General features: G+C 47.6%; 9 protein-coding genes. 1 reads left to right on the top strand and 8 read right to left on the bottom strand.

Annotation, left to right across the window (positions count from 1 at the left end; all coding sequences use genetic code 11):
- Nucleotides 1-183: 183 nt before the first annotated feature.
- Complete coding sequence (locus tag HQN90_RS14400) at nt 184-708, bottom strand: DoxX family protein (RefSeq protein WP_173219618.1); 525 nt, start codon at nt 706-708, stop codon at nt 184-186.
- Nucleotides 709-858: 150 nt separating this feature from the next.
- On the opposite strand from HQN90_RS14400, the gene HQN90_RS14395 reads away from it, so the two are divergent.
- Nucleotides 859-1143, top strand: coding sequence for a hypothetical protein (locus tag HQN90_RS14395; RefSeq protein WP_173219614.1), 285 nt, complete (start codon nt 859-861; stop codon nt 1141-1143).
- Nucleotides 1144-1428: 285 nt separating this feature from the next.
- On the opposite strand, the gene HQN90_RS14390 is transcribed toward HQN90_RS14395, so the two are convergent.
- The 7 genes from HQN90_RS14390 to HQN90_RS14360 all read right to left on the bottom strand — a co-directional run bounded on the left by HQN90_RS14390 (nt 1429) and on the right by HQN90_RS14360 (nt 13729).
- Nucleotides 1429-1785 carry a zinc ribbon domain-containing protein gene (locus tag HQN90_RS14390; protein ID WP_173219611.1) on the bottom strand — a complete coding sequence of 119 codons (357 nt, stop codon included), beginning with the start codon at nt 1783-1785 and terminating at the stop codon, nt 1429-1431.
- A gap of 1165 nt (nt 1786-2950) precedes the next feature.
- Complete coding sequence (locus HQN90_RS14385) at nt 2951-5812, bottom strand: alpha-mannosidase (RefSeq protein ID WP_173219608.1); 2862 nt, start codon at nt 5810-5812, stop codon at nt 2951-2953.
- A gap of 3 nt (nt 5813-5815) precedes the next feature.
- Nucleotides 5816-8923 (bottom strand): beta-galactosidase, encoded by a 3108-nt coding sequence (locus HQN90_RS14380; RefSeq protein WP_173219605.1) that lies wholly within the window; start codon nt 8921-8923, stop codon nt 5816-5818.
- Entirely contained in the window at nt 8920-10239 is a 1320-nt protein-coding gene (locus HQN90_RS14375) for a glycoside hydrolase family 125 protein (protein ID WP_079414261.1), read from the bottom strand. The genes HQN90_RS14380 and HQN90_RS14375 overlap by 4 nt, the downstream gene beginning before the upstream one ends.
- Nucleotides 10240-10283: 44 nt before the next feature.
- Nucleotides 10284-11141 (bottom strand): carbohydrate ABC transporter permease, encoded by an 858-nt coding sequence (locus HQN90_RS14370; RefSeq protein WP_173219827.1) that lies wholly within the window; start codon nt 11139-11141, stop codon nt 10284-10286.
- A 93-nt stretch (nt 11142-11234) separates the two neighbouring features.
- Nucleotides 11235-12173 carry an ABC transporter permease gene (locus HQN90_RS14365; protein WP_173219602.1) on the bottom strand — a complete coding sequence of 313 codons (939 nt, stop codon included), beginning with the start codon at nt 12171-12173 and terminating at the stop codon, nt 11235-11237.
- Nucleotides 12174-12250: 77 nt separating this feature from the next.
- Entirely contained in the window at nt 12251-13729 is a 1479-nt protein-coding gene (locus HQN90_RS14360) for an ABC transporter substrate-binding protein (protein WP_173219599.1), read from the bottom strand.
- Between the last annotated feature and the right edge of the window lie 332 nt (nt 13730-14061).

The raw sequence follows: 14061 nt of genomic DNA, 5'->3' as shown, positions 1-14061 counted from the left end.
GTTTTGTCTAGTTCAACTGTAGACAAAATTACTATGCCTGTAAGTGAAAAATGTCACACTCACCTATAGGTCCAGCGCGTACAAGCAGCCATGCATCAAAGCAAAAAGCCTATTCTTGGTCCCAACTGCTGAGTAGGGAGAATAGGCTTTTTTCCAAATATCATCATGTTAGCAGCCCTCAGCTTATCTGTATTTAGGCTTTACATGCAGTCGATCGGCGATCTTGTCGAACCATTTGTGGAGATAAGGCAGAATCACATGATCCACGCCATATTTGCCTGCATTAGCACCAGCCGCCAAGATGATGAAACCAAGCAGCATTAACCATGGATTCGTGCTAACCGTCCCAGCGAACATATACATCACATTCATTAGAACACCAAAGAAAATCGCTGTCGTTGTTAAGGCCCCTATGAGTAAGCCTATGCCGACCAAAAGTTCACCCCATGGAACCAGAACATTAAACCAGCCTACATGCGGAAGCGCGAAATTTTTGAGGAAAGCAACGTAATTGCCATACACCATATCCGTCGTTCCGGCCTCCAGAACCGGTTTAGCGATGGCTCCTTTTAGGAAGCCTGTTGCATCAAAAGCTTTGTCTCCTGTGATTTTATGCCATCCAGCTATCATCCATTCCCAACCTACATACAAGCGAATGATCGTCAACAAGATGGCCGCGTAATTGTTCTCTCTTAACCATTTCATCATGTGAACCAACTCCTTCGTTCTTTATGACTTGATTATAGCTCTCCGAAAATGAACCGTATGTGATAAAAATCACAACCTTAAAAAAACCTTTTCTTTATAATAAGCTTCATACTCATTAAGGTAAGGAATAAAGGAACAAGGAGAGGATCCATGATGAAACACGAAATCACCGTACATTTTAAAGTTATTCATTCGGACAAAAGCTCGCTGCTAAGAGGCATCCTATTCTTAGAAGAGAATCAGAAGCCAACCTTGTACGACTATGAACAATGTCTTAAAGCTTGTGGTCATGATGTTGCTTTAGTTGATAAAGAAAATGTCATTTTCAAAGCTAGGAAGCCTGGTGAAACCTATCTCATTCATATTTTGGAGGAGAGAGAATCTACGGTTCGAGATCAAATTGTCGAAAATTTGGTCAGAAATTTGATGGGCTGATTTGCTCAGTAGACGAAGAGGGCGGTTTTAGCTTACGTGGTTTGAGCAGTTTGGCTCAGATCCATGAATCTCCCATATTCCTGCGTAATTCCTGCAATTATGCAGGCTTTTCGTCTTGTGCATAGGCCAAAAGCGGAAAAGCCTGCGATTATGCATCCTTTAGAGAGCTTTTCTCCTTTCTTCGGAGGAAAAGCTTAAAAAGCCTGCATAATCGCAGGCTTCTTCATGTTTCTATACGATTTGATCGAAAAAGCCTGCACTTATGCAGCTTTTCCACTTGAACCTCTAAATCTCATAAAACTTGTGACCGCAGACGGAACAGAATTTGGTATCCGCCAGAACAACTTTTCCGCAGACACATTCCTTTTCATTGCGAGCTTCGCTTATTTTCTGTTCAATCAGCGCTATTTCCTGCTTGATAGAAGTAATGCCTTCGCACAGATCAGCCACATCTGTCTCCGATTGCGCTGCATTACCAGCAAGATGAGCTGCATACACGGATTCGCCAATCAAATTATAGTGCTTTTCAATCTCTTTTTCCTTTGACGAAATTTGCGTCTTCAACTTAGTAATCTCTACCGTTTGCTGTGCTTTTTTCGCAGCGTCAGTTGCTCCCTGTTTTACTTTATCAAAAAAAGACATACGTACACTTCCTCCCTAGACAATTTTCATCTTCCTAACGAATCATATGCTTACGCTGACCAAAGTAACACCTTCGCCAGATCCCTTAGGGACCGCTGCCAGAGCTAACGATAGACCATCACCATGCATCCTTATTCAGGTAAAAGGTATACCAATTATCTCCGCTTAATCTTCCCTGTCCCTCATGCCAAAAATTGTATTTACAATCACATAGTACAATCATAGCATATTTCCCATTCCCTTGCCCGTCCTGACGAACAGTTGAAGTTCACCGCTTTGCTTCATGTGATATTCCGTTGTTCGGTGATGAAAATATGAGATGAAAGAAAGACCATATGCTTTCGCAATATGGCCTAGTAAACTCAAGTACTTGGCTTAATGCTTGAAGATTTCCTACAACTGGCGTTTGATCTGCCGGTATGACCGAAACCGTAACCTTGCCGTCTGAAGTTAAAGCATCTGCTGGGGAGGGAACTCGGCTTTCGGAGACTGAGACTGCCTTTTTGGCTGGCTCGGCTGCTTTTGGCGGTGGAAGCTCGGCTTTCGGCACTTGAGGCTGCCTTTTTCGCTGGCTCGTCTACTTTTTGCGGAGGTAGATCGGCTTTCGGCTCGTGAGACTGCCTTTTGGGCAGGCTCGGCTACTTTTTGCGGAGGTAGATCGGATTTCGGCTCGTGAGACTGCCTTTTTGGCTGGCTCGGCTGCTTTTTGTGGAGGTAGATCGGCTTTTGGCGCTTGAAACTGCCTTTTTCGCTGGCTCGGCTACTTTTTGCGGAGGTAGATCGGCTTTCGGCTCGTGAGACTGCCTTTTTCGCTGGCTCGGCTGCTTTTTGCGGAGGTAGATCGGCTTTTGGCGCTTGAGACTGCCTTTTTGGCTGGCTCGGCTACTTTTTGTGGAGGTAGATTGGCTTTTGGCGCTTGAGACTGCCTTTTTGGCTGGCTCGGCTACTTTTTGTGGAGGTAGATTGGCTTTTGGCGCTTGAGACTGCCTTTTTGGCTGGCTCGGCTGCTTTTTGCGGTGGAAGTTCGGCTTTCGGCTCGTGAGACTGCCTTTTTCGCTGGCTCAAGCTCAGCTTGCTGCTTTCCCCCTTCCGAGACAGTTGCGGATACCCTTCATATACAAAAAAGGAGCCGCCAAATGGCAAGCTCCCTCCATATTTCAATCGTTTACTTATGAATTCCAATTGTCACAATTTCACAGGGTCCGATGGGCAACGCCATCTCGCCTTCAGCATCAACTTCGAGCATTGTACCGTTAGTTTCCATAATGGTACTCTTGTAGAAGTTTTTGTGCGGAATGTTGGATTGGACTTTGAGCTCGGTGTTGCTTGAGCTCATGTTGTACCAACGGAGCAGCAGATCGCCGGTTTCTTCGTTCATTTTCATTGAAGAAAACGCCATCTCGCCGCCTTTCCACTGGAATGGCGTATACGTAGGTGCGATACGTCCATTGTGAATGCCCGTTTGACATAAGGTCCACGGAATTTGGAACTGATAGGCTTCCTCATACGCGCCGAATTGTGTGCCTTCTCCGTTATGCGGAATAAGGGACAAGCGGACCGTATGCTCGCCTAAACACTGCGCTTCCGGTGTTGGGAACAATCCCCAGTCGCCTAACTCGCCCACAGCACGAAGCAGTGTTACTGCAATTGTATTGCGTCCATCACGCAAAACTTCGTATTCGTTCAACCCGAGGTTGGCAACGACCAGACCTGCATTTGCATTTGCACTCGTACTTGCACTCGCACTTGCACTTGCACTCGCACTTGCACTCGCACTTGCACTCGCACTTGCACTCGCACTTGCACTTGCACTTGCACCTACACTTGCTCCTGCACCTGCACCTGCTCCCGCCTCGCAAACCTCAACAAATGCCTGCTGATGCTGCGTATTGCTAGGGTTTTCCCATTCAACCGCCGGCACGTTGTCCCGCTGCGAAATTTCAAACATGGAATCAACGCGGTGAACATCCGCACTCAAATCAGTCGGGAACAACATCCGCAGCCGATGATCTTTGGCCTGATTGTTGAAGGAAGATTCGATCTCAACCCCTTTGCCACTGCGGCTCAGACTGAGCACGGTGCGAATCTGCATCGGCACCATTTGCGCAGAGCGCTGCGCTTTGCGATGCGGGTAATAGACCAAATCACGCTGCTCTTCTTCCAGCGTTTCGTTACCCGACGCTGGAATGGCCCAGTCGTGAATAATTTCAACAGAAGCTTGATAGGCTGTATCCTGCAGCACGCGAATTTGTGCGAGCAAGCCGTGAGTTGTCAAAGCCTTCTCACCATCCGGCTGTCTAAACATATATTCGTTGCCGATGTCCCCCGTGTTCTCATAGACGCCCAAATCCTGGTAGGTACGGCCATTCTTCTTATCTGTCATGGAGAAGGAACCGTTATCCGCGATTGCGATCTTCACTGTGTCATTTTCCATTACCCGATCTCCCGCAAGCAGTGAGGAATGGGCCAGTTTGGCTTCCCGTTTCACCCAGGCGTATGTCTTCAAACCAAGCGCAGGAACCTTCTCTGCTTCAAAAGTCACTCTCACTCTGCGGCACATATACGGTTGACGGAATTTGTCGTCAGGCAAATCGTAGCCGAACTGTAATCCCAGATCCTCGAACGTGCTTGGAATCAAATTCCCATGCTCATCCACAAGCACTCTGCCTGACAGATCCGCTGCCTTAACAAAAGCGCTGGCTTCCTCAAGGGAATAACCATCCCGGAAGTACAAACGCAAAGCATCCAACTCGATGCTCACTACGCCTGTACGCTCCCACCCTGTTGTATTGAAAACAACAACAGGCACTGCGTTTTCGCCGGCCTGAGCAAAACGCGACGTATCAACCACATCCGCAATCGCTTGCTTGCTGTCATCGACGATCGCTTCCGCGACATGGCGGCTTTTCTCAAAGCGCGTCACCATCTCTCGGTGTACTTCGTCCACGGAACAGCCGCAGATGCTGTCATGCGGGTGATTCTGCATCAATGTCTTCCACGCGTAAGTAAACAGATGATGGGGATACTTCTCCCCAGCTTTAAGAATATGTGCAAAAGCAGCCAGCGGTTCAGCTACTTTTTCCAGCATGGCTTGCCCAAGCTGATTCATCTGCTTCAAATAAACACGAGCTGACGCGGTGTTCACAAGCGTTGACCAGCCGTCCGTCCGCTGACTGCGCAGCTCGCCTTTTACCGTCGAAAGCTCCTGCTTCCCTGAACGCTGAACAGCCTCCAAGTAATCATTAAAGTTCGAATGAACAAAAGTCGTATCCGGGAACAGCTCGCTGGCGACTCGAATCGCTTCCGGCAGGTCTAATTGAACCGGCTGATGATCACAGCCATTCATGAAGAGCAGCTCGCTCGTCGACGCATATTTCTCGGCATCCGCCAGCTTGCGCTCCCAATAGGCCTTCGCTTCTTCGCGGTCTACAGGAATTTCATTCCCATTGGAATACCAGTTGGCGAAAAGAATGCCAAGCACTTGGGAACCGTCAGCTCCCTCCCAAAGAAGTTCCGAGAATGATGATTCATAATCACCATCCGAGACCGTATTGTTAAAGCCTGTTGGCTTGACGCCGCGGCCAAACAAAGCATTCGTGATGCCCGACTGCTGCATCAATTGCGGTGTTTGTCCTACTAGACCAAACGTGTCGGGGAAATAACCGATTTTGGAAACTTGGCCCACCTTTTTGGCATCTTGATGACCAATCTGCATATTGCGTACATTAGCTTCACCGCTAGTCAGGAATGCATCTTGCAAAATATACCAAGGCCCAATCAGAATTCTGCCTTCCTGAATCAATGTATGCAATCGGTCCTTCTGCTCTGGTCTGACCTGCAGATAGTCCTCTAGAATAATCGTTTGTCCATCTAAAAAGAAGCTGCGATAATTCGGATCCTGATCCATTTTATCGATCAAGGTATCAACCAGCTTAACGAGACGAACATGGTGCTTCTCATAAGGCAAATACCATTCCCGATCCCAATGTGTATGGGAAATAATATGAGCGGTTCTCTTCGTACTCATCGTTTAACTCCTCTCAATATGGACTTCGTTCGGACGGTATACGGAAATGAGATGGCCACCCGCATCTGCTGCAAAAAGAACGGAACGCTCTTTCTCCAGTGTGAACGCATAAGCAGCCCCGGTATCCGTATCCTTCACTTCGATCGTCACGTCCCAGGCAAACTCGGATACAAATACGTACAGGAAGCCATCCTTAAAGCTTAATTTTCTTCCGTATACGCCTGCGATATCGCCACCTTGCAACCAATGCAATCCGCTTGCAGCACCCGCTGACTCGATGGCATGCCGATACAGCTCGACTAACGTATCCGTTCGCTCGTTCAATTCTACAGGTAGCGGACTCCAAATCAGTCGGCCTTCCCCAAGCGGTATATCAACAACGGCATCACCAGTACTGGATTCTGCATTTCCTGCTCGCACTTCCTTCGCGATTTCAGCGATCCGGCGCTGTCCATAAGAAACCGGAAGCGCAGCACCTTGCAGCTGTAGTCTTTCTTCTCTGCGTACATTGTGCAGCTCGGCGGATCCCAGCTCCTCGGTTAGACGCGGCGTTGGTTTCCAATACGCATCAAGGCTGATTGGCCCCGTTGCGAGCAAGGTCGCGCCCGTACGCTTAACAATATCGACAAGCTGATTCCAAGCTTGCTCATCCAGATTGTGTGCACTCGGGAGCAGAATAAGCTTCGCCGGCTGTTCCTCGAGCACATCCAAATGATATTCCGAGGCGCCGCGGAATGGCATCTTCATCTGATACGCCAGCACACGGGTCATTCTGGTTGTTGCATCGAAGGCCAACTTCCGATTGGAGAAATCATTCGAATAAGGGAAGATCGCGACGATGTCCTCCAAGGCCCGATCCTGGAATAGATCCTTGATTTCCGCCATAAATCGACCAAATTCATAAGAGACATCCGCTTCTGGCTTCTCCGTACCATCGGCACGAAGCGCACCGATATGCGACTCATTCGCATTATCCATATAGAAATTGGTGTTCCAGATCCAATGAATAGCTCCTGCGCCTCCGGTTGAGAAGGCATAGGCATACTTGCGCTCGAGTAGGCTCCGCAGCTCGATCTCCGAGCGCTTCGCCCGTCCATCCGGCGTTTCGACATACATGATGCCTGTTTCTTGAATCACATTCGGCTTATGCGCTGTTTTGGCGAAAATACCATCCCAAACGAGGTTGTCATTCAACCACCACGAGTGCACAGTTGTGTAATCCACCGCTTGCTCATAGAAGAATGGGGAAGGCCGCTGAGCGCCAAGCGCTTCGTCCTGACCGACCACAACAAGATGATCCGGGCAAATTTCCTTAATCGTATCATAGAGCTCTTTGGCCCAGCGATTATGCATCTCCATTGAAAATAAACAGTAATCCAGCCAGCGTGTTCCTTTTTTAGCCCGGTGCATGTCCTGAACGTCAAAATTGATTTCTGCCACTTCAGGAATGGCTGCTGCTTCAAAAGTCGGAAGCTGCTTCGGCGACATATTCCATCGCTCCTGAAGAAGCTCGATGTGCTTGTGACGCTGCTTCAGCCACTCGACAAAAGCTTCCCGTTCATAGATATCCCGACTGGAGCGCGGACCATCGGAAAAGATTTGAGCCGGATCAAACATCGAAGGCTCGTTGATCAGATCCCAATCCACATGTGTTGTCGCACGATGGCGAGAAACAATGGAGCGGATAAAACGCTTCTGTGCTTCTACGCTTTGCGGGTCCAGATAGGGATTAACGCCCTCCCACGTCTCAGGCGTGAAGGAGAAGAAGGTGAAGGTCACCTGCAAATTGTGTTTTTTGGCGGTTAAGAAGAAAGCATCGATCGCTCTCAGCACTTCTTCCGACGCATGTCCGTCCACCTGCATGATATTGCGGTAAGCCGTCCAAATTCCTGTGCGTATCCAGTTGATCCCTGCCTTGGCCATCTGGGCCATATCCCGATCCCAAACATCGGCGTTGGGCAGGAATAGAAATTTGCGTGCCACATCCGAAGTCATATAGGTCATACCGACAACTGGCAGCGGCTGTCCATCCTTGATGAAATAATCGCGACCGCAAGCAATCGGTTGTCCCTCCGCAAGAAGCTGGTGATCGTGTCCCCAGAATCCTTGACGAAGCACGCGAAGCTCCCCATCCTCGGATGTTGCCGTGCAGGTCACTCGGTATAAACCACGTTGTATATCAAGCGGTACCGGAATGCGCACCACGTTGAATTCTTTGTTTACTTGAGCCGTCATCTGGTGATTCCAGCCTGCCTGCTCACCCTTTTCATGCTCGACACGAAGATCAAAGGTCCAGGTCTTCGAAGCGGCGCCTTTGCCAAGCAGCTGCGATTGGATCGTCAGCATCGCATGTTCACCTTGTTCAAAGCTGGCATAATTCGGCTTGATCCACAGCTCGGTAACGCCCTTCGCACAGAACGATGCCCAAGCCAGCAAGGTTTGAGTGCCCTCTTCACTCCAAAACGAAGGACTTAGCGGGACATTGACGAACATCCAGCGCGAACCTATGAACTCACCGCGTGTGTTCTCCCAAAGCACAACAGGCGCTGCGATCTCGCGGCCTTCCTTGCCGATGCTTTTCAAAAGCGGATAAATCTGTGTGCTCATCGTCCCCGCTGCACCCATTTGATGAGGCAGATCGCTGTTGCGCGTCGTATACGGCACCATATTCCATGTATCCGCAAGCGCAAACAGAGATTCCTGCTCTTGCAGCAGTGGGATCGTATCTAATGCGGTATAGGAACGAATAGGAGATCCTTCGACACGAAGAATCTCATGAATATACAACTGTTGATGGTAAGCTGTCTGCTCGCTCTCCACCATCCAGCCGCTTCCTTCCCGGCGCACAGGGCGCTTAAATGCAGCGCCGCCAACGCTTAGCAGCCCGCCGCCGCGCTGCAAGAACGCGAGAATATCGGGCCATGCCGACTTCGGAAAATAAGGAGCATGCAGATTGACGAAGCATCCGCCCTCTGCCTTGCGAAGAGCCTCGCCTAAGCGATCGGCCCCAACAACCTTTGCGCCTTGTGCTTCCAACAGCTCTTTCTGCACATCGCAGAAAGAGCTGTTTGGGAATCCCGCTTCATGAAAAATAATGACGGTTCGACTCATAGATGACCATCCTTCATTGCTTTATACACTAATTGAGAAAACAGGCTGTTCGACCACGCGAACCATTTTCGTGTAAAAATCGTTGGATCATCCACATGAAAACCCTCATGCATGAAACCCGTGTCTGCATCTGTCGCTTCAAGCATGGCAATCATCGCCAGCTTTTCTTCCACCGTGGAAGCCGTTATGCCTTGCATGGACAGCGCCATATGCCAAATGTAGTCGTCAGGCGTATGCGGGCTGCCGATGCCTTTGGCCACTTTGCCTTCGAAATAGAACGGATTCTCTTTGCTAAGCGCAAATTGTCTTGTGTTCTGATAAATCGGATCATCAGCAGATACATAGCCCAGATAAGGAATAGACATAAGCCCTGGCGTTCCCGCATCATCCATGAGGCAGTAGTTGCCGAAACCGTCCGTCTCATAGGCATAAATCGGGCCAAACGTCGGATGACGGTAAATGCCGTATAATTGGATGCCATGATCAATATCCGCTTCAAGTGCTTTCAGCTCTTGGAGGAAATCCATATCCCTGAACACCCACTCCGCGAATTCTTGCATATGGCGCAGGGCTACAACCGCGAACATGTTCGCCGGAATATTGTAGTGGAAGTCACAGGCATCGTCGCTGGAACGAAAGCCTGACCAGACCATGCCCGTATAATTCACCGGCATTCCGAGCCCGTTATTGCGCAGCGAATCCGTCGGAATTCCGTTATTGCGGGTGAACCGATATGGCGACTTTTCAAAATGATGCTGCTCTGTTTTGAACAATTCATAGATCTTGAACATCGCAGCTTTGAATCCGGCATCGAAAATATCAGTTAGCTCGGTTTCCTTCCAGTACGCGTAAGCCAATCGCATCGAAAAGCATAAGGAGTCGAGCTCAAATTTACGCTCCCAGACCCATGGCGACATTTCCGTTTGGTCGGCTTTATTCCAGTGCCAATCATTGGCCGATTCGTTAAACGCATTCGCATAAGGATCAATGTGGATGTACTGAATATGACGTTTAATCAACCCGCTAATAATGCGCTGAAGCTCTGCATCATCCTTGGCGAACGGCACATAATGCATCACTTGCTCGACGGAATCCCGCAGCCATGACGCAGGAATATCCCCCGTGATCACAAACGTGGTTCCATCCTCCATTAATTTGGTCGTTGTCTCCAAGGTATTAGGAAAACAATTTTTGAATAATTGCAAAAGCTTCGGACGATGCGCCAGCTTCTCCTCGGCTTCCTGCAATACAGCTTGAATCGCCTTAGGCAGCTCCAGCTTAGGCATCGGAATTTTCGGCAGTCTGAATTGTTCCACGGTAAGTCCTCCAAATCTATCTATTCACGAATGTGATTTTCCTCTTATTCTTTCACAGCACCGATCGTCAAACCTTGAATGAAGTAACGCTGGAAGAACGGATAAGCAAAAATAATCGGCCCGGTAGCCAGTACGACCATCGCCATCCGTGACGTATCCTGCGGCAGCGATTGCAGCAAGCCTATGCCCACAGAAGGATTGCTCGTGTTCTGGAGCAGGAACTGCATGCTGTTCTCAATACGCATCAGCATTGACTGCAAAGGCACCAAACTCGGCGTATCAATATAGAGCAGCGCATTGAACCAGTCATTCCAGTACCCCAAGGTACTGAATAGGCCAATCGTCGCCAACCCCGGAAGGGACAGCGGCAGCACCAGCTTGACGAAGATGCCGAATTCGCCGGCACCGTCTATTTTGCCAGATTCGATAATCGCATCCGGAACGGATGTACTAAAGAAGGTTCGCATAATCATGATATAAAATGCATTGCCGGCGAGCGGCAAAACTAACGCCCAGAGCGAATCCTTCAGTCCGAGCAGCTGCGTCATTACAATATAAGTCGGCACAAGTCCGCCGTTGAACAGCATCGTAAAAAAAGCGAAAAAACCGAAGAAATTACGAAATTTAAAACTTTTACGTGAAATGGCATAAGCAAAGGTAGCAGTTAAAAGCAAACTTACGATCGTCCCTACTACCGTCACAAGGATGGTAACGCCATAGGACATAAGCAGTTGATCACCGGCTTTGAAGAGATAGCGATAAGCTTCGAAACTCCATTTCTCCGGGATAATGCGGTACCCGTTCGTGTTCAGCGATTTCTCGTCCGTAAACGATATGATCGTCACAAACAGAAACGGGAACACACAGGCAATGGCGAAAAGTCCCGCGGCAAGATGTGCCATTATATTCAGTGTGGGCGGTAATTTATGAAAATCACGGGGTTTCTTCAAAGTAGCTGTTTTCACGTCAAAATTCCTCCTTTCATCGAAAAGTGATTAAAACAACGCATTATCTTTATCAAATTTTCTAACAATATAGTTGGATGTCATAACGAGAACAAAACCAATGACAGATTGATACAAGCCTGCGGCTGTACTCATGCCGATTTCTCCCGTAGATTTAAGCCCGCGGTAGACATACGTGTCAATAACATTCGTAACCGAGTATAGCGTCCCAGAATCTCTAGGCACTTGCAGGAACAAACCAAAGTCCGCATAGAAAATACGTCCGATAGCAAGCAGCGTCAGAATCGTCATCAACGGCTTCAGCATCGGGAAGGTGATATGTTTGATCTGCTGCCATTTGCTCGCACCGTCGATCATGGCTGCTTCATAAAGTGATTTATCGATCCCCATAATTGCCGCCAAATACACAACACTGCTGTATCCGACCGATTTCCAGAGATAAACGAGAACAATAATAATAGGCCAATACGTCTTGTCGTTGTACCACCGAATAGGATCGACACCGAACCAAGGAAGAATATGATTAAGCATTCCTTTATCCACGCTAAGGAAACTGAATACGAAATAGCCGACAATAACCCAAGATAAGAAGTAGGGTAAGAACATCCCTGTTTGATATAACTTCGCTAGTTTTTTATTCGTAATTTCTGACAAAATAATAGCTAACCCGACGGATAGCACTAGTCCCAAAACAATAAACACAATGTTGTATAAAAGCGTGTTGCGCGTAATGATATAAGCGTCATTCGTACTAAACAAAAATTTGAAATTTTGCAGTCCTACCCACTTACTCTCTATAATGCTTGCCCAAAAACCGTCACGGCTATATCGATATTGCTTAAAAGCAATCACCATACCGGCCATCGGCAAATAAGAGAAGAACAGGAACCAAAGCGTTGCTGGCAATGCCATAAGCAGCAGCACGCGGCTTTGTTTAACATCTCTAAAGAATGCTCCTATTCTCTGCATACTTTCCACCCCTCACCTTAGTTGCGAATAAAAAGATCAGGTGAATGCAGAACATTCACCTCATCGCTAATGTAAACTTATTTTTTACTTGCAGCTCTCCAAGCATCAACTTGGCTTTGCGCTTCTGCCATAATTTTATCCAGACCAGCCGCTTTGAACTTTTCATTCGCGAGCGGGATATATTTATCCGGATCAACAGTACCTGTCATCAGGGTTGCCCAGAACTCTTCTTTTACGTTTTGAACAGCCGCGATTTCATTGATGACCTTGGTTGGATCGAAGTTGAAGCCAAGCAGCGGCGCAGGTACGCCCGTGTCATTGAACTTCTTGAACTCTTCCCATTTGTTCTCTGGATCTTTGACATCTTTATACGTCAACAGAACGTTACCAAGAGAGAATGTTGGCATATCGTAATTTTTGGATTCCGGTAAGTTTTCCATTTTGTCGGTACCGACTTTTTTGTAATGCACGCCTTCAATCCCAGAGTCGATCATATTGCGCAATACGGGATCTGTATTCAACAGGTTCAGGAATTCCATAGCTTTCTCCGGATATTTCGAATTCGCCGAAATCGCCTGCATAGAGCCCATAACGGACCAGTTGTAAATTAAAGCCGGGCTTGCTTGCTTGGAAACAATCGGGTAGCCGTAGCTTGCCGACCACAGGTTGTCAGCGAATGGTTGGTTTGTCGCTTTATCCGAGAACCATTTGCCCGTTACTTGGACATCATTCAGCGAAGTCAACGTGGATGCTTCCGTCGGAACGTAGCCCGCTTTGTAATACTTGTTCATTGTTTTCAGAGCTTGTTTCATTTCTGGTGTATCCAAAATGTTAACCACTTTGAAATCTTTATTGTCTACGCTCACGGCCATTGGCATTTTCTCAATAATGTAATCATATGGCACGTATGGCATGTAATTTTTATCTACGGCTAATCCGTAAACGTTTGGTTCTTTGGCTTTAATCGTTTGAAGCAGCGGCTCCAAGCTTTCAAGTGATTTCACGTTATCTAGATTAAGGTTGTATTTGTCTACCAGGTTTTTGTTGAAACGCCACACGTCTTGAGCTGGCAGCTCTTTGTTGGCAGGTACGCCGTAATTATGCCCGTCTACCTTGGAGCCGTTCAGGAACGCAGGATCTAACGCTTTCACGATGCCTTGTCCATTTTTTTGCAAAAGCTCGTCAATCGGCTTGAATGCGCCTTTACGTGCGTTTTGTACGTAATCAAATGCCCATGAAGAGGTAAACATAATATCCATCGGTGTGCCGGATGCTGTCATGACTTGCATTTTCTGTGCGTAGTCGCCCCAGTCCGTCATATTCATCTTCACAGTTACGCCGATTTTCTCAGCCGTGTACTTGCTGACTTCCGCCATAACGCGGTCAACATCTTTTTGCGGTGTGCCAATCGTATACCAAATTAACTCTACAGGTTTATTTGTTGACGCATTGCCTTTCGCATCGCCAGCGTCTTTGCTGCCGCACGCGCTAAGCGTCATTGAAACAGCTAACGTCAGTCCCAGTGTAGTGACCAAGTTTCTTTTCATCTTGCTCATGTTGTATCCTCCCTAATGAATGCTTTATTGATTACGCCCAAGGGGGCTATATTTACAGTACCGCATGAAAGCATTTACAAATAGACGATAAAGTAAATGAACCTTGTCTAAACTCAAGAAAAAAACGCTACCAAAGCGTTTATATAGTAAAAAACAAGGAATGGAGAATAGAAATTAGGCTAGGGTTTCTGTTCAAATATCATACCCAGTGCCATTTACATTTCTCCATTTAAAATAAAGTAACAGCTTGCAGGTTAAAGTTATCAATAGCCTTTTCCATTATGTCCTGATTGATGGCAATATATCTGAGGGTCATGATTGCGGAGTGATTG

The sequence above is a fragment of the Paenibacillus alba genome, from assembly GCF_013204855.1.
GTDB lineage: Bacteria > Bacillota > Bacilli > Paenibacillales > NBRC-103111 > Paenibacillus_E > Paenibacillus_E alba.
The sequence above is the reverse complement of the archived record's forward strand: the minus strand, read 5'-3'. Positions and strand labels throughout refer to the sequence as shown.